The sequence below is a fragment of the Richelia intracellularis HH01 genome, from assembly GCF_000350105.1.
In the GTDB taxonomy this organism is placed as follows: domain Bacteria; phylum Cyanobacteriota; class Cyanobacteriia; order Cyanobacteriales; family Nostocaceae; genus Richelia; species Richelia intracellularis.
Genome location: NZ_CAIY01000015.1, coordinates 1 through 18,750, shown reverse-complemented (window position 1 = coordinate 18,750; position 18,750 = coordinate 1). Strand labels below are relative to the sequence as shown.

Sequence of the window (18,750 nt, the reverse complement as noted above, 5' to 3'; positions counted from 1 at the left end):
TTAGCTGTTGTTACTGTCATCATTGACATAAAAGGACTGAAAGTGTCCCAGACGCTAGAGAACCATCCCTAGCTGGAATAAAAATGATGATTACGTTTGAGTACTACTCGAGGGTAATCGCCAATCTTTTCTAGCATTTCGCCAATCTTTTCTAGCATTATAGTTAAATAATTAAATATGAAAGACCTCACTCTTTATCGCAACATTGGCATCTTCGCCCACGTGGATGCAGGAAAGACAACCACCACTGAAAGAATACTAAAACTAACCGGTAAAATTCATAAAATCGGTGAGGTACATGAAGGTGCAGCAACAACGGACTTCATGGAACAGGAGCAAGAGCGAGGCATCACGATTCAATCTGCTGCAACATCCTGTTTCTGGAATGACCACCAGTTTAACATTATTGATACCCCAGGCCACGTGGATTTTACTGTTGAAGTATACCGTTCCCTAAAGGTACTTGATGGCGGAATTGGTGTGTTCTGCGGTTCCGGTGGAGTGGAACCACAATCAGAAACCAACTGGCGTTATGCTAATGACTCCAAAGTCGCACGTATTATCTATATCAACAAGTTAGACCGTATGGGTGCAGATTTCTATCGAGTTGTTAAACAGGTAGAAAATGTACTTGCTGCCAAACCTTTAGTTATGGTGTTACCGATTGGTACTGAAAGTGACTTTGTTGGAGTGGTTGACTTACTTACCCGGAAAGCATGGATATGGGATGAGTCCGGCGATCCTATGAATTATAAACTTAAGGACGTTCCTTCAGAAATGAAGGATGATGTAGAAGCTTACCGTGAACAGTTAATTGAAAATGCGGTTGAGCAGGACGACGAGTTGATGGAAAAATACCTAGAAGGAGAAGAGATTTCCATTGATGAAATTAAAGCTTGTATTCGCAAGGGTACCATTAATCTTTCTTTTTTTCCGACATATTGTGGTTCCTCCTTCAAAAATAAGGGTGTGCAACTAGTTCTAGATGCGGTTATAGATTACCTACCTAACCCTACCGAGGTTAATCCCCAACCAGAAACTGATTTGGAAGGTAACGAAAATGGTAATTTCGCCATTGTCGATCCTGAAAGGCCATTACGGGCATTGGCATTTAAAATTATGGATGATCGCTTTGGCTCTTTAACCTTTACCAGATTATACTCTGGTAGAATCCATAAGGGTGATACAATTTTTAATACAGCTACTGGTAAAAGTGAGCGTGTTGGGCGTTTGGTAGAAATGCACGCTGATTCCAGAGAAGAAATTGAATCTGCCCAAGCAGGTGATATTATCGCCATTGTGGGAATGAAGAATATCCAAACCGGACATACTCTTTGCGATCCCAAAAATATAGCGACCTTAGAACCCATGGTTTTCCCGGAACCTGTAATCTCCATTGCAGTTAAACCCAAAAAGAAGGGAACTGATGAAAAAATGGGTCTTGCATTGAGTAAAATGGTACAGGAGGATCCATCCTTCCAAGTCGAAACAGACCAGGAAACTAGTGAAATCATTATTAAGGGTATGGGTGAATTGCACCTAGACATAAAAGTGGATATTCTAAAACGCACACATGGGGTAGAAGTAGAAGTTGGTAAACCCCAAGTTGCTTATCGGGAATCCATTACTAAAGCCATTCAGGATAGCTACACTCATAAGAAGCAATCCGGTGGTTCTGGCCAATATGGTAAGATCGATTATACTGTTGAGCCTGGCGAGCCTGGTACGGGCTTTCAATTTGAGTCCAAGGTGACTGGTGGTAATGTGCCCAGAGAATTCTGGCCAGCAGTGCAAAAGGGTTTCGAGAGTAGTATTGAGAAGGGAGTAATAGCAGGATTTCCCTGTGTAGATTTGAAAGTAACCTTACGAGACGGTGCTTATCATCCGGTTGATTCTTCTGCAATTGCCTTTGAAATAGCAGCAAGGGCAGCTTATCGTCAATCATTACCTAAAGCTGGCCCTCAAATGTTAGAACCTATCATGAAAATTGATGTATTCACTCCAGAAGATTATATGGGTGATGTAATAGGAGACTTAAATCGTCGTCGGGGAATTATTAAATCTCAAGATCCATCTCCTACAGGAGTTCGTATCAAAGCAGATGCTCCTTTGAGTGAGATGTTTGGTTATATTGGTGATTTACGTACTATGACTTCTGGCAGAGGTCAGTTTTCTATGGAGTTCTCACATTATGCACCTTGTCCTACTAATGTAGCAGAAGAGGTGATTAAAGAAGTTAAAGAAAGAGAGGCTGTGAAATAAGATTATAAGTGGGGTATCTTACTTCTTAATGTAAGACACCCCACTTATAATGAAAAAATTTGAATACAAACTTTACTTAGCCTACAGATCACTTTTGAATACATTTAATTTAAAGGCTAATAATATATTAAATTTTGATTATTAATTATCTGAATAAGAGATTTAAACTCTTATTTATTCTATGTATTTACTGAAATTTAAAAATAAAATAATCATAGGATAATCATTATTAGTTTAATTCCTTGCCCATTCACACATATTGATTTTGGCCCAAAAAGAAATCAATAAAGTCGATATGTTCAATTATTGAGATTTAGACATTCTTGGGAAATTATTGGTTCTCTTTCCGTTATGGAGGATATCATTTTTCTCTCTCCATATAAATAGATTCATAAACACCTGGATAGTTGTGTTAAAGCAAGGTAAGCCTAGACAAAATTATGACTAGAAGTTTGAATTCCCTGAACATATTGTTTTAAGTGTACCTAATAACATTTTAATTGATATGAGTTTGGAATAATATCAAGTCAAAAAGTATCATTATGATATCCTACACTGTATACCAAACAGGAAGATAAAATGCAGTAAGTTATGTACAGAGGAAAAGAATTCAAATAGACATTTGAGCTACTTAGGTCTGTTTCGTAAAATTATTCCCAATAAAGCAAAACACTAGTTTAGGCTGCGTGAAGTTTCCTTGAATGTAATTTATTTTGATATTTACTTCATGATAGTAACTGACTTAATAACAAAAACACCATTTAAGGGTAATATAGAGAGAGTTTCATCAATAAATATCACTCTGAAATATTAAGTTAATCCCTGATTAATTTAATAAGAAATACAATTAAATAAACATTTAATCTGGTGATTTATAAACTAGATAATTTCTGTTATTTTACTCGCTTTTTACAAAATATAAACTCTTTTAATTGTAATAACTTAGTAGTTAAAACTTTATCTTTTTAAAGCTTATATCTTATCTTTTACAAGCAACTATATGAAAAATATGCCAATATTTTTCCTCATCTAGTGCAGTCTTACCTAAATGTTCTTCCTCTTCTAACATTTCAATAATAAAACTTTGTAGTAAATCTTCTATTTGCTCGCGAGTGTGATAGTTTACAGAGGAATTTATTGCCCATGAATCACGTATCCCAAATAACTGACCGCAAAATCTTCCTCCAGAAGATAGAGATGTAACGATTGTATCCCACAGACGGGGAAAGTAAAGAGATTGGCAAAAGGGTAGAGAAAAACTAGCATTAATTAAATCTACAGACTTCGGTAAGACTAAACTTTCAAATCTCATCACATCCGTCTGCAGTTTGTGGCTGTCAATATTTTGATTACACCTTATACGACTGATACCTTCTTTATCCCCATCAATTGCTAAAACCCACCAGCCACGGCGTATTAGTTCTAGGGTATCTCTTCCATTCCCACAACCTAAATCAACTGCAAATTTTGTCTTGCTACTATACTGATTTACACTATGAAAGTTTGCTAAGGCTGCTAACAAAGTATCTCTTGGTGGACGGCCTGTAACTGCGTCGTAGTAGGCAGACCAATCACGTTCAAAGGATGAATTTTGATCTATATAATTTACTGATTGTGACATCACTTAAATTCTACTCAGTTAATCCTGAATAATGAAGGAAACTGCTTATATTATCCCAAATATTTACAACATAGAGTCTCTGGGAAGTAAATTAGGACTGGAGTCAAAATTTTGTAACCTAATTTGCCTATAAAACTTTTCTATATTGCAATCAAATAAAAATTATAGAATACAGTCTTAGCAAGAATTAAAAATATAGCCTATCCTAAATTGAACTATAATTAATTTTGTTAAACATATTTATAAGGTTTCACTCTAGTAAAATTATTTTACTAATCGTACCTAATGGAACATGTTCTCAGCTCTCATCATTTTGCTTTTGGATAAATTCAGAGCCCTTAGTATTTTTTAGTAATGAATATATAATTGTTCTATTTTTGACTTTGGTATGCCTCAAAATCATTTTAATTGGAATATTACTAGGTAACATCGCTGCCATTTAATATATATCCAGAGTAATAAAAATTTTCATCATAAAATATTACTAAGGCTGCATTTATTCAAACTAGTATCTATAAGTATATATTGGGTTTTTAGAAAAATTCTATTTTTATTTTTCTAGATATTAATTTGATATAATTAAAGTTTTTTGCTACTTGAGTAACCTTATAGTCATGTAATTTTTTACGTAAGGTCAATTATAAAGTTCTTAGTAGGCTATATATCTATTTAGTAGTTTAAGAATGATCAATAGAAAATAACATATTAACTGGTAAATCAAATGATGATCAAAAAATTAAGTAAGATATGCTATACAATTAATTTATCTTGAGGTATTATTTACTCACCACTAATTAATGCTACCAATTATTCTTAATAGGGCATCAAAAACTGTCTTCCTGAGTATACTTATCCTAATATTTTAACTAATACAGATTCCTGGACTTACTAAATTATTAAAACTACTTAGATCATTAAAAAATAAAAAATAATCATTCATTATATAAATGTTCATCTATAAGAGATATCGTTTACTATAGTGAGTATTAAGTATAGTTAAATCTAACTTTTTTAAAATTTTAAGTAGTTATTTATCCCCATACAATCTCTCTCTGGTTGACCACTATGACTAATATATACAGCACTAACTGTAATCAATAACTTATGTGTCTTGAGATTATTAGTATAGGTTCAGACTGTGATATGAAATTCTATTTTTAATAGAGGTAACTCAGTGCTATTACCCTGAAGTTTAAGTTAAATATCCAGATTGCCACCGATTATAAAACTACATAAAAACTAAAGAATACAAAATATAATGTAGAATATTATATTTTGTATTCTTTCTAGAAAAGAATAGGCAATCAAGTTCATAGCTGGCAACATATTGATTTAATATTTGTATCTATATATCTTAGTTTCAGGAATTATATCACTTATAAAATATATGTTGTGAATATATCTATTGATTAATTATTTATATTCGGAGAGCCTTACTTTAATAATATAAAGTGCTCTTGGAAAAATCTACCGTTGTTTATGCCATCTTTTTTTATTAACTTGTACAGTTTAATCTCTGCAGAAACTCGATTTAAATATTAAATCTATTGATACAGTAGAGATAATATAAAATTAGTAAAAAGATCGAGATAATTCAAAATACTTAGCTGAGATTGAAATAGCCGTAACTTATACAAATAATCGTTAGACTAACTAGAAAAGCCTGGGAAACTGGATTAAGTAAATTATTCCTCATAATAATTTACTTTTTAAGAAGTATGTACATACTATTAAACTAATTTTGTAAATTAGTTTAATAAGTTTTTAGTTAAATATTGTATAATGTTCATTTAGCAGATCTTTTATTTTATCTAATGAATTTAATTTATCGATCCAAAAAGATTTTATTAAGTATATTATATTTATATAATAGTAAGTAATAAGTGTAAACTAGTATAATTAATTTATCATTATAATCAGGATTTTACACTATCTATAAGTACTCAATGATAATAATCTAGACAAAATAATTTCACACATATGTAAAATATTAGAGAATATTGCTGAATAGGAAGTTTTTAATGCGTTAATAACGAATATTTATACTTACCGATCCTGTAAATTTTATGTAATTGTTTCTTTATAAGCCATTTAAGGCAATTGTTAAATTTGCTATGTAAATATATTCTTTAATTCTCCATATTTATACTTAAATCCCTGCTGTGAAGCTGAAATATCAGTTCTTCATGGACAGAAATTTATCAACCTAGTCTTAAACTAAGAATAGTTAGATGTATACAATAATATGGGTAATGAAAATTTCTCAAAAAGTAGCAGATATACTATGGTCAGTTACAGAAAGATACTTAGCTTCTTTAACAAAGGAAGAACAGAATCAAATTTTGAGCCTTACATCGAAAAATTGTGTCTGTCCTATAACTGTTTCTGATACTGAACAAACTACTCCTTCAACTAATTCATGAAAAATAGCTGTTAGTTCTTCTCTAGTAATCATATCCCAGAATCCTTCGGTTATAGCAATACTACGCAGAACCTCCTTCCTATTGGAATTTGTTGCTACATGTAATTCAAGGTTTTTTGTTAAAGCTTCCAGTTTTTGCTTTTTAATACTAATTGTAATATCAAAATCAGGGTCATCTAATTGTTTTAGCTTGAATATTTGTTGTTGTAATTCTATTATTTCAAATGGAATTATTTCTATATTCTCAACAGGCATATGTTCAGCTATATCTTTGGAATTTTGCTTTAGTTTTTGAATAACAATATTAATTGCTTCTTCTAAACGAAAATAAGTTCGTACATCACATTTTTTAGATTGTCTGGGTTTAGGATAAGCACTAGGACATTTTAAATATTCATAGGTTTTGCCATTAATTTTTGTCGATTGTTTTTCCATTGTGGAACCGCACTTTGCACATTTGCATAATCCTACCAAAGGATTGCTAGCATATCTACGTCGACCGCAAGGATGAGTTGCCAGGATTTGGATTATTTGTTGATGTTGGGCAAGTGAGATAATCCCTTGATGCTGTGATTCTAGTACTATCTTTTTCTTCGGTTCATATGGATAGTAACAAATCATTCCACACAATTGTGGATTTTCCAGCCATCGGCGGAAAGAAGATACATCCCTAGGAAAATCCTCAAATTTATACTTTCCCACCCGTTCTAAACCATATTTACGAGTTAAGACTCTAATTGTTTTTGATAATTCCCCCGATTCTATAAACATCTCCACACATTCACGGGCAATATCTGCATGAGTGTTATTAGTATTTCGATATAGTTTGTTGTTAGGAATTACGGAATCTCCATACTTAATAAACCCAAATATTGCTTGGTAAATTTTCTTTTTTTCTTGGAAGTATCTATGACCTTGTGTGGCATTATATCTATTTTTATCTCGTACTTGTGCAGACATAGCTGCCAATATACGACTAGTAAATAATCCCTCTGGGGTTTCTAAGTCTAGACTACCACCATCAAGGAATACTAACTCAACTCCAAACACTTGCAATTCACGATGTGCAACCTCCCATCCTAAAGCTGAACGTGTAAATCTATCAAAACATGGGACAATGATTTTATCTACTTTTCCCTGTCGGACTAATTCTAAAACCTGGTTATATCCCCTACGCTTTTCATTGGCACCAGATTCTATATCCCAATGAATTTGTTCTTCAGTCAACCCATACTGCTTTAATTTATCAATATAACGCTCTAACCCATGACCCTCTGTGTGCTGTCTTTGGGTAGATACCCGACAATAGCCTAATGCTCTTGATAAGTCACGCATAAAAGTTTTTTTTCAGGAGATACCAAGAAAATCTATTATCTAATGCTGCAAAAGCCTATACTGCCCATTTTTGACAATTAGAAAATAATTTTGTTTTAAATTGTAGATTTTAACCTAAGATTTATTTCCTTTACTCCAATCATAAATTTTCCAGATGATCGTGAAAATAGGTTTTTAACCTACCTCTTAAAATCTGTTTTAACATCCCTGTCATATCTGCCTGAAACTTGGGTGTAGTTAGCAAAACCACCGCATACAACGTCTCCTAATACATCATAAGACACAAAATCTAAGTTTTGGTAAGCACCGTTTTCCTCCAAGAAGTTGATAGCGGTAATAATGCCGCGACCAGCACAACCAACACCAGGCTCAGGACCACCGGATTCCACACAACGTACATCACGGTAACCAGGTAACATTACCTCTTCGAGCTCTAAGTCTTCTACTGCGCCTCTCTCTGCTGCTAAGTGCAGCACAGTGGTTTGAGCCTTGGAGTGTAACATTAAACGAGTAGAGTCAGCTTTGGGGTCACAACCCACAATCATAATGCGCTGACCCATTTCAGCCATAGCAGCAAGGGTGTTTTGAGAGGTGGTAGACTTACCAATACCACCTTTACCGTAGAACGCTATCTGTCTAATCTTCTCGTCGGACATGATTAATAATTCTCCTGCAATTAGTTTGCTTAATGGGTCTTAAATTTTGTGTGAGTCGTCCACCCCTGTTGGGTTGTAAATACAGTATTGACCATGTGTAGAACTGCACCGGTGGTGCTCGTTCTACACCCAAAGTATTCATGGTTGTTAACATAGTTATTAGTCGTTGAGCAAATTAACTAGATAGTGATTTTTTTTACCTACTTTACTTAATACTTGTTGGGTCAACTGCTTCTACCACCAAATTTTGACCAACGTGCTCTTTTAACCTAGCTTCAATCGCCATCTTTAAAGTTGCTATACTACTAGGACAAGAGCTACAAGCACCTTTTAGTAAAACTCTGACAGTATTGCCTTCTATGTCGTAGAATTCAACATCTCCCCCGTCATTCATCAAAACGGGTCTAACTTCTTCATCTAATACTTTTTGTATGAGTATGATTTTTTGCACAGTGGTAAGTGTCTTTGATAAGCGTTTACCACTATTATTATCTTCAGGTAGAATGGAAATTCTAGTTGGCTTTTCCCAAGTTTCTGCAATTATATCATCAATATTTGACAAACAAGAACCACACCCACCACCAGCCTTAATATGGTTTGTTACTTCCTCTGCAGTAACAAGTTTGTTCTCTTGAACAACCCGACGAATTTTATTGTCACTTACACCAAAACAAGTGCAAATTAAAACACCCTCATCATCATCTTTATGATTTTCTAGTTTGATGCCCCTATAACTGAATATAGCAGTTTCTAGAGCTTCTTGTCCCATAACTGAGCAGTGAATTTTGGCTTCTGGTAATCCGCCAAGATAATCTGCAATATTTTTATTATTTATATTTAGGGCTTCATCTAAGGTTTTACCCTTAATGATTTCCGCCAAAGCCTCTGACGAAGCGATCGCACTTGTACAACCAAAGGTCTGAAAACGAGCGTCAACGATCCTATCATCCGTTACATCAACCTTTAGGTGTAGCCTGAGAGCATCTCCACAAGCAATACTACCCACCTCTCCAGTGGCGATTTTTATTCCTGGCTCGCCCTTATCTTCCAATACCCCCTGATTTTTGGGATTATAGAAGAGTTCCAATACTTTATCTGTGTAGTCCCACATAACATAATTTTAGGTTTTTAACTTCAGTTGTGTCCAGTTAAGCTATTTTGGATTGTAGAAGTAGGGTTAACCGAATTACCCGTGGGGGTAACATATTCTTGGCTACCGATGAACTTAATTATGAGTAAGCACTTGCCCCTGTTCTTGTAACCAACTAGCATCATCACTTTTAAATGGTGACAAGGCACGTAAGCGTTCTATAATGGCCGGCATGACTTGAATAACTGCATCGATTTCCGCTTCTTCAGTATAACGACATAAGCTAAAGCGAATGGAACCATGTAAAGTAGTATATGGCAAACCCATTGCTCGTAAAACGTGAGAAGGTTCTAAAGAGCCAGAACTACAAGCGGAACCGGATGAAGCACAAATACCTTTCTGGTTGAGCATTAATAAAATAGCTTCACCTTCAATGTATTTAAAGCCAATATTTGTGGTATTGGGCAATCTATTCGAAACATCGCCATTCACTTCACAGTTGGGTATTTTAGTTATCAGGGCTTGCTCTAAACGATTGCGCATTATTTCTTGTGTAGCTGCTGTTTTTTCCAAGTGTAATACTTCTAACTCTGCAGCTTTACCTAAAGCAACTATCCCCGGAACATTTTCTGTCCCTGCACGACGACCCCGTTGTTGCCCTCCACCAATTAACATAGAACGGAATCTTACCCCACGGCGTACATACAATGCACCTATACCTTTGGGGGCATGAATTTTGTGACCAGACATAACCAACATATCAATGTTACTAGTCTGCATGTTTATGGGTATTTTCCCTACGGCCTGTACCGCATCCACATGAAAAATTGCGCCTTTCTCTTTTACCCGCACCCCAATTTCCTCAATAGGGAACACAGTACCGGTTTCATTATTAGCATACATAATTGAAACTAAAGCCGTGTTGTCGTTCAAAGAGGTTTCTAACTGATTTAAGTCTAGTTGTCCTTGGCTATTTACTGATAAGTAAGTAACCGAGTAACCTTGTTTTTCTAACTGCTTGCAAAAAGCTAATACTGCTGGATGTTCTACCTGGGTAGTAATAATGTGACGCTTTTCCGGTTGTGCTAGTAATGCAGCACGTATAGCTGCGTTGTCTCCTTCTGTACCACCACTGGTAAAAATTATTTCTGATTCCTTAGCACCTAAAAGAGCCGCAACCTTTTCTCTAGCTTGTAGAACAGCTTTACTAACCTGACCACCAAAGGTATGCATACTAGAGGGATTACCATAATATTCTGATAAATAAGGTACCATCACCTCTACAACTTCTGGATCAACCTTAGTAGTAGCATTATTATCGAGATAAATACATTTGTTTTTCATGACTTTTACGTTTCTGTAAAAAAAGCCAATTATGTTTGGAGTTGAGGAGTTTGGAAGTTAAGAATATATAAAATGTTAATTCCTTAACTCCTGTAATATAAAAGGAGGCTAATGATCCCTTTAAATAGAATGTTCAAAAGTTAACCTAGAGAGTCACTTTCACCATTTAAAATTTTGCTTCTACCATAGTTCTAATCCTACCTACTTGGCACTAGATCTTTGTTCTAATTTCTCAGAGAATTTTTGAGAGTAAAAATTAAACCACTTCTCCCAATAATCTTGTTTTTTCCTCAGCTTAGTAATAAAGCGATTGTACGTAGTAAACCAGCTTTCCCAATAATCTGTCGATTCTTGAACGCAACCATGACTGGTAGGACAACTAGCTTGACATTGAGGTACAGTATTCACACTACCAGAACAATTTGTACATAAATGGGGATCTATCCAAAAACGGTTATTAAATAACTTGATTGCACCATTAGGACATACTGGCTGGCAAAGATAGCAGGAAATGCACTCACTGGTAATTTTGTAAGTCATGATTATCATCCTTCTTATGAGGTTGATGATTGAGAATTAGTAATGATTAGTAGTTAATAGGGAATAGGAAATAGAGAATATTTAGTTTTTTCTCTTCTTCCATCTTTTCCCACTATTTACTGCTCTTTAACCCATTGCCGGTGGAACTCTAAAGCAATCTTATCTACTAGGTCATAAGCCTCAACAGTTTTGATACCTGCTTGGTGCAATTGCTTTTTGGGAAGTTCTCCTATTTTGGCAACTAATACTCCTTTACAATCACTAAGTGTCTTAATGATGTTATCAAGAGTTGCATTTTCTCCATATCCACCTTGGCAATAGTGGTCAACCCTACGATGGGCAATAAACTCGACAGTTTTACCATCTACCTCATAAATTTGAAATTCCTTGGCATGACCAAAGTGCTGGTTTACCAATCCACTACCCTTCGTTGCAACTGCAACCAGAATTTTTTGGCCACTGGTTACTAGGTTAGTGTTTTTGACTAGATCTTTTGCTATTTTGACTTCTTCTCGGAACTTTTCTATTCCAGCGTGGACTTCTTGACGTTTTGCAGGGTCATATTCCGAAGTCATTTCTGAAAATTTTTCTTTACTAAATTCTTGGCTCCTATCCTCACCTAACAATCCTACCGCATCAGCACGGCACTGACGACAGTGGCGCATAATCTTCATGTTACCTGCACACTGATCTTGCACTTTTTTTAATTCAGCAGTAGTTGGTCCCCTTTGACCAGTCAATCCAAAATGAGTTCCGTGTTCTGGAGCACTTATGAGAGGCATAATATTGTGTATGAATGCACCATATTCATTAATTACTTTATTAACTTCAGGTATATGATGGTCATTCACTCCAGGAATTAATACTGAATTAACTTTACAGAGAATATCTGCTTCTTTGAGTGCTTCCAAACCCTCTATCTGTTTCTCATGTAGGATTTTTACTCCTTCTAAACCACGGTAGCGCTTGCGTTTATAGTGGACCCAGGGATAGATTTTTACACCAATTGCTGGGTCTACCATGCTAATAGTAATAGTAACATGGTCAATATTTAGTTGTTTAATACGATCAATGTATTCAGGTAACATCAGTCCATTAGTTGATAGACAAAGCTTAATATCAGGTGCTTGTTCTTTAATCAACTCAAAGGTGCGAAATGTCTTGTCTGGATTAGCTAAAGGGTCTCCAGGACCTGCAATTCCCAAGACAGTCATTTGGGGAATTCTACCTGCAACGACCAATACTTTTTTTGCTGCCTCTTCAGGACTGAGTAATTCACTTACAACCCCCGGCCGACTTTCGTTAGCACAGTCATATTTACGATTACAATAGTTGCATTGAATATTACAAGCTGGGGCAACCGCAACATGCATTCTAGCATAGTGATGATGGGCTTCTTCACTATAACAAGGGTGGTTATCAATTCTGGCTTTTAGCTTTTCATCTACTTCCATGGTGGCGCTGTCGTCACTGCCACAACTGCTGCAACCACCTTTAACCTGGGTTACTTTAGATTCCGTAACTTCTGATGTGAAGGTCCCTTTAACACTTGGTATCATTGGATTTAGAAGGGCTTGGTGGACTGACTGTGCCAATTTGGGAGATGAACTATTTTAGGTTTTAGGTTTTGGATCTTGGTTCTACCCAAAATCCAAAATTCAAAATCTAAATTATTTGACCTAAGTATTTAAATTAGTGTCTTGTACCTACTTAGAACCATAAGAAATAAATCCCGTATATTGTTTTAGATTTAGACTAGAACAACCAAGAATTTTGTCCAAAAATACTTACTGTTTGGTACAAATACCTTGAAGTTGTTGAACATATCGCAAGTACAAAGAGCAACTTTTAAACCCAAGGCATACTGCTATCTCACCTCTCCACTCACTAATTGCTCCGTTGTTAGTACTCTTAGTGATTGGCAATATAAAACTTATAGCAGTTGGGTTTTTAGGGCTGTCTGGTCGACTTATGGATAATGTTTATTAGATCAATTAATGTTGTACTCAACAATTCCAAGCCGTTATACAGTAATAACTTGAATGTTATTTAAGGGAACAGCAACTAGTATTTAATGTGTGGAGTGCTAGTATTTAAGGCCCAGGGCACACGCATTATGTATGATAACCTCAAACTTAGTGATAATAGGGATCTTATAAAAATATTAACCTAAATCTCGAGTACTGTGAATATCACTCAACTACTATACAAATATGCTTATAGACTAACAAATATTGTTCATTGGCAAACTGAAGGCAATTCTACTAATGATAATCCGATAAATACGGAAATTTATCCCGTATGTATCCAACATATCACTTGATTTCTGAAAAAATGTACAATTTATATTCTCTTAAGTTTTAATGCAATAATTGTCAAACTTAAACTTATATTATTCTAATATAGCAAGGAATGAGAATAATTTGCAAGAAGAATTAAAAAATGATTGTGCTTGTATAATTTAAGGTATTATCTTAGTCATAAACTAAACTTCCCATTAATGTAGCTCAGATACTTTTTTAAACAAGCATGTAAAGGTAAAATTAAGAATATAAAAAAGATAAAAGCCTTTCATAACATTTCTATTTACTAAATGAATCAGTCGGAGTTATTTATATATCTATATAACTATTATTGCTATCTGCAAGACTGCCCACATTAGTAATCTCAAAGGTATTATTGATGACGACTAACAGGAATGTTTGAATAGTTTTGACTGGTTTAGCAATGAATGACTCAAGCTAAACTAAATAATATAAACAATCAAATATCCCTTAAATACACCAAATGCTCAGCTAAATTTGATGTCTAAGTATAATCACTCTTGGTCAATTTTCTTGAAACTATTAAATCCAGTCTAACCTTAAGCATTTATACTGTATAGTAATAGCACTACAATAAATCTAAAAAATAAAAATTTACATTACTTGGCTTGTTCAGTTAAGTGTCATAGGAAATATAAATTTGGGCAAAATGCTACCAAATAGTTGGTAGATTAAATATTCATAAGATAAGGCTCACATAAAGTTACATACAAAATTAAAGTGTTTTCATAAATTACCCAAAACATTTACTAATTTCTCAATATGTTTTCTATGATGATTTGCCATTATAGTTATTCTCACACGACTCGTAGGAACTTTAGGAGGACGAATCGCTGGAGCAAAAATCCCTGCAGATATCAACTGCTTCTCTACTCGTAATGTATTTCCTGGATTAGCTAGCTGAAAACAAAATATTGGGGACTCTGAAAATAATAGTTGCAAATGTGATAGTTTTTCCTTAAATAGCTGCCGTAAATAGGCAAAATTTTTCCATAATTTATGACAGCATTGAGGTTCTTTTTGCAATATTTCTACAGCTGCTAATGCCGCTGCTGCATCCCCTAGTGAAAGGGCTGTGGTATAAATCCAACTGGGTGCATGAACGATTACGCAAAAAATCTATAAGGGTTCTACTTCCAGTTATATATCCTCCTAAACTACCCAGAGCTTTACTCAAAGTCCCCATCTGAATTAATTCTCTCCCGGTATAGCCAAGATATTCCACACAACCTGCATCATTTTTTCCAATTACTCCTGTGCTATTCGCCTCGTCCATTACCATGCAACTAAATTCTTCTGCTATATCTAATAGTTCTGTTAAAAGACTAAATCCCCGCTCATGCTGAATATGCCATCAGTAATAATCAAACAGCGGCGGTATCTCTTTCTCTTGTGTTGCAACTCCTGCTTAATAACCTCAATATTATTATGGGGATATTTAACAATCTTTGCACCACTGAGAATTGACCCATTATTTAAACTTGAATGGTTGTATTGATCGGACAAAATCAAGTCCCTCTTACCTACCAAGGTAGTAATTGCACCCAGATTTGCCAAATAACCAGAACTAAATACCACGCATTCTTCTGTTTGTTCAAGGTTGGTGATTGCCTTCTCCAATTTTTCTAATTCCCGATGTCCGCTAAGCAATCTAGAACCAGTGCTACCAGTGCCAAACTCCTGAATTGCTATTGTTGCAGCATCGATTAAATGCCTATCCCCAGCTGGCCCCAAGTAATCATTACTAGCAAAATTAATTACTTCTTACCGATCTAAGACCACTGTTGCACCAGATATACTCTGAATTATCTTTACAGAATGGTGCCAGTTAGCACGAACTTGTCAAAGACTTTTTTAGCCAAGTATAGGGATTAGACACAATGAATTTAAGTATAAGGCATATAGGGGTAATATTTTAGTTTATATCATGGTCAGAGGAATATAGTTATGGTGCCATCAACCATAGAAATTAGGAGTCTACTGGTAATTATGCAATCTCGTTTTCCTTTAAAAATATAGAAGCTAAAAGCTTCTCAGGAAATACTGTTTTACTGGATGACTTCAGTACTACTAAAATAAATAATCGCCTGTTTAATCCAATCTTCCACACAAGAATCCTTGGGTAAACCAATTTCCTCACTCACATAGTGTAGAGAATGATTTACTTCTTGGGCCGTGTAACCCAAAGCTAACAACGTCATTTGTACCTCTTCCAAAATACCGGGTATCGGACCACCTGTTGCCACGAGAAATCCGGCATTCTTACGCCATTCAATTAGCTTAGTCTTTAACTCTAAACAAATACGTTCGGCATTTCTCTTCCCGATACCAGGGGTTTGGATTAGTAATTGCACATTAGCAGTAATCACAGCTTGTACCAAATCAGGTAATTCTAGAGTATCTAACAGCGCAATTGCTAAAGATGCACCAATACCACTTACACTAATCAAATAGCGAAACAATTCCCTATCAGCGGGAGAACTAAAACCATATAGGAATGGTACTTCATCCCGAATTTGATAGTGGGTAAAAATTTGAATCTCTTCCCCTAAACCGGGTAATTGTTGTGATAGTCTACTGGTAACTTGCAAATCATAACCCATACTATTGACTTCCAAAGTCAAAATATGACGATTAGCACCATAACTTTGAACACCAGCAACTATACCTTTAAGATAACTAATCATTCCATCAGTCCAAAATACTTTAAACCTTCAATAATGCCACCTGCGCAAGTATTTTTTGCCAGATAGCAGTACTTCCCTGGATTATCCCTGTGCCATTCCAATAGTTCTGGACGGGCATTACCGACAATAATTCCTTTTTCTTCTCCTATAGCAAATAAAGCAATATCATTACCAGAATCCCCACAAGCAACTGTGTCCTCAGCTATAAAACCCCATTTCTGGCGGAGGAATTGCATTGCTTGACCTTTATCGCTGGAAACGGGTATAATGTCAAGGTCTATGCCACTACTATATAGTATTTTGATATCTAAGTGTTGTCTTCTAAACTGTAATTTTAGTTGTGGTATTACTCTTGCTGCATCTGCTTCATTTAGTTGAAAACTTACCTTAAAATGATTTTGTTCTGAATTTGATTGAGGGATCAACTCAGGGAAGCAACCTGTTACAGATAATACCAATTCTTCATCCCATCCTGCAGAGATTTTTTCCGACCAATGAGTATCTGGTATTTGACTGCCGTTGATATATATCTCAGTTCCCACAGCAGCTATCAGTGCATCCGGATCTAAAAGTTTTTTTCCCTTTTAAGTTGTTGGTAGAGAAAAAGTGATCGTCCAGTAGCATATACAATTTTAGTCTCATATTTTTTGCGGTGTTGGCCTAGATTTTGGTTTAGCTCTAGTAGAGCTGCATCATTACCGACCAAGGTATTATCTAAATCTGTAACAAACATGAATGATTGCATGATATTAATATTGTATCCAAGTAGATAGACTTTAATTAATACATAAGATTATCATTATTAGGTAAATTATTTAGTCTGCTATTAAGTTTATATTATTTCCAATTAGCTCAATTTTAATTAGCTAAATTTCAAGAGAGACCACTAGTGCCTAACTTTTATTAGGAGTATATTGCTACCTTTTTAGAAGTAGGAAATAACAAGATATAAAGACTAAAAATACATTTATTAGTTTTTACTACATAAATGTATTTGATAAATTTGGATATCCCTATTTTGACATTATTATTAGAATCCTGAATTTTAATAGTAAGGTCTAACTTTATCAGGAGTATTAAGAATCCGAATCTATCATGATTTGCTTATCTTATAAAACTGAAATTAAATTTACAGTTAGTTATTAGTAGTAAAACAAAAGTATATTCATACAAATTGCTAGCTATCTAATTATATATAAAGTCCTTAACTATTAATATTCAAAAAATCAAATTAAATTACTTCTTGTTTCTTTGCTACAAATATAAGAGTCATGAAAATTAGATTTTTAAAGTGGGTTATTATGTATATTTTGCTTAAATCCCAATGCCTGATTAAACATATCAATCAAGAAAGCTATAGTCATCTTCCAAATGATCTCAGGAAAGTAGTTAATGGGGTTTATAATACATAAAAACTATAGAGGGAATACAAAAATAATTAATATTCATTCATCATAAAAATGCCACGAATTTGAATATAAATCGAGAGAATATTATATATTCTTCAGATAGCAAGATCATATTAGTTAATGTTTGTGTAGTCAAATTCATAGTAGGGATAGTAATTACCAAGGGAAAAGTAAATTCTATCAATGGATATTTTGACTGATAGTTATATACCCAGTTAAAATAATATATATCTTATGAATAATACGAGTTCTATACCTGAAAATTTCTATTTTACTTACATCTCATACTTTATATCAAGGTAATGAATATGAGGAAAGTAGTACCGCAAGAGGAAACCAACATTAAAAGTATATTAGGGGTTATCTTAATTAACTTTGAATTTATATTTATTAGGAAACTTATTCTAACACAAGAAATAATGATTTATCTATTAACTAGGTGGACAAACGATAAACAGTATATTGTCTAGGTAATCACCAACTGAATATGATAGCCTTAGATGGTTATACTAGTAAAACTCACTTAGTCACCTAGCAGAGTAGACATCAATACTTTCAAGTATATTAGACAGTATAAACATAGTTTTGTTTAGCTCAAAACTTATCATAATTAAATTAAGTTAGGCTTGTGTATCAATATTCTATTTATACAATATAGGGGTCAATATTTACAAAAGAAAAAGTGCAGCAATGGCAAGTTAAAGTAAGGTAAGATATTAGCTTTGATAAAAATCATATTATCTCAGAATATAAATAATTTATCATAGTTGATTCCGGTAATTATTCATGAAGGTTTTAGATAATATAACTATATGAACTGGGATATAATTCAGGATTTTCTCAAATTTCACAACAATACAGAAGATAGTATTGATATACTTGTTTATAAATAGTTCCTACTATAAGTAAAAAATTCTAAAATAGATAGTAGATTATTTTGTATTATCAAATTAACTTTTAGGTGTAAATATACCTAAGGTTTTTATATAAAGAATACTTAGTTGATAGGTCTTACCTCTGGCTAAATTATTATAATGTTGACGATTAGCTTCTGACTATG

At 34.3% G+C, this 18,750-nt stretch carries 9 protein-coding genes and 3 pseudogenes; 1 reads left to right on the top strand and 11 read right to left on the bottom strand.

Annotated features, from left to right (window positions below; genetic code table 11):
• The first annotated feature begins 177 nt into the window (after positions 1–177).
• Positions 178–2,262 (top strand): elongation factor G, encoded by a 2,085-nt coding sequence (gene fusA / locus RINTHH_RS01380; RefSeq protein WP_008231963.1) that lies wholly within the window; start codon positions 178–180, stop codon positions 2,260–2,262.
• A gap of 979 nt (positions 2,263–3,241) precedes the next feature.
• Here the strand turns inward: fusA and RINTHH_RS01375 are convergent.
• From RINTHH_RS01375 to RINTHH_RS01330, 11 genes and pseudogenes are all read right to left on the bottom strand, one after another.
• Positions 3,242–3,883: a class I SAM-dependent methyltransferase gene (locus tag RINTHH_RS01375; protein ID WP_008231953.1), complete on the bottom strand. Its 642-nt coding sequence runs from the start codon at positions 3,881–3,883 to the stop codon at positions 3,242–3,244.
• Between the two features lie 2,335 nt (positions 3,884–6,218).
• Positions 6,219–7,640 (bottom strand): fdxN element excision recombinase XisF, encoded by a 1,422-nt coding sequence (gene xisF, locus RINTHH_RS01370; protein WP_008231949.1) that lies wholly within the window; start codon positions 7,638–7,640, stop codon positions 6,219–6,221.
• A gap of 239 nt (positions 7,641–7,879) precedes the next feature.
• A pseudogene (locus tag RINTHH_RS01365) lies at positions 7,880–8,296 on the bottom strand (AAA family ATPase); the annotation flags it as partial.
• Entirely contained in the window at positions 8,277–8,450 is a 174-nt protein-coding gene (locus RINTHH_RS10605) for a hypothetical protein (RefSeq protein ID WP_155943877.1), read from the bottom strand. The pseudogene RINTHH_RS01365 and the gene RINTHH_RS10605, both read right to left, overlap by 20 nt.
• Positions 8,451–8,501: 51 nt before the next feature.
• Entirely contained in the window at positions 8,502–9,407 is a 906-nt protein-coding gene (gene nifU, locus RINTHH_RS01360; protein WP_044304348.1) for a Fe-S cluster assembly protein NifU, read from the bottom strand.
• Between the two features lie 114 nt (positions 9,408–9,521).
• Complete coding sequence (gene nifS / locus RINTHH_RS01355; RefSeq protein WP_008231943.1) at positions 9,522–10,730, bottom strand: cysteine desulfurase NifS; 1,209 nt, start codon at positions 10,728–10,730, stop codon at positions 9,522–9,524.
• A gap of 201 nt (positions 10,731–10,931) precedes the next feature.
• A complete protein-coding gene (locus RINTHH_RS01350; protein ID WP_008231941.1) occupies positions 10,932–11,270 on the bottom strand; it encodes a 4Fe-4S binding protein in 339 nt (112 codons plus the stop codon).
• Between the two features lie 116 nt (positions 11,271–11,386).
• Positions 11,387–12,829, bottom strand: a complete 1,443-nt coding sequence (gene nifB / locus RINTHH_RS01345) for a nitrogenase cofactor biosynthesis protein NifB (RefSeq protein WP_044304347.1) — start codon at positions 12,827–12,829, stop codon at positions 11,387–11,389.
• Positions 12,830–14,320: 1,491 nt separating this feature from the next.
• Positions 14,321–15,476: pseudogene (locus tag RINTHH_RS01340) on the bottom strand (aminotransferase class I/II-fold pyridoxal phosphate-dependent enzyme).
• A gap of 166 nt (positions 15,477–15,642) precedes the next feature.
• Positions 15,643–16,281, bottom strand: a complete 639-nt coding sequence (gene ruvA / locus RINTHH_RS01335) for a Holliday junction branch migration protein RuvA (RefSeq protein ID WP_008231930.1) — start codon at positions 16,279–16,281, stop codon at positions 15,643–15,645.
• Positions 16,278–17,026 (bottom strand): annotated as a pseudogene (locus RINTHH_RS01330) (sucrose-phosphate phosphatase). Before RINTHH_RS01330 ends, ruvA begins: the two are co-directional and overlap by 4 nt.
• Between the last annotated feature and the right edge of the window lie 1,724 nt (positions 17,027–18,750).

Coding starts and splice junctions, on each gene's coding strand:
- fusA (WP_008231963.1), top strand. CDS start 178: ATGAAAGACCTCACTCTTTATCGCAACATTGGCATCTTCGCCCACGTG.
- RINTHH_RS01375 (WP_008231953.1), bottom strand. CDS start 3,883: ATGTCACAATCAGTAAATTATATAGATCAAAATTCATCCTTTGAACGT.
- xisF (WP_008231949.1), bottom strand. CDS start 7,640: ATGCGTGACTTATCAAGAGCATTAGGCTATTGTCGGGTATCTACCCAA.
- RINTHH_RS10605 (WP_155943877.1), bottom strand. CDS start 8,450: ATGTTAACAACCATGAATACTTTGGGTGTAGAACGAGCACCACCGGTG.
- nifU (WP_044304348.1), bottom strand. CDS start 9,407: ATGTGGGACTACACAGATAAAGTATTGGAACTCTTCTATAATCCCAAA.
- nifS (WP_008231943.1), bottom strand. CDS start 10,730: ATGAAAAACAAATGTATTTATCTCGATAATAATGCTACTACTAAGGTT.
- RINTHH_RS01350 (WP_008231941.1), bottom strand. CDS start 11,270: ATGACTTACAAAATTACCAGTGAGTGCATTTCCTGCTATCTTTGCCAG.
- nifB (WP_044304347.1), bottom strand. CDS start 12,829: ATGATACCAAGTGTTAAAGGGACCTTCACATCAGAAGTTACGGAATCT.
- ruvA (WP_008231930.1), bottom strand. CDS start 16,281: ATGATTAGTTATCTTAAAGGTATAGTTGCTGGTGTTCAAAGTTATGGT.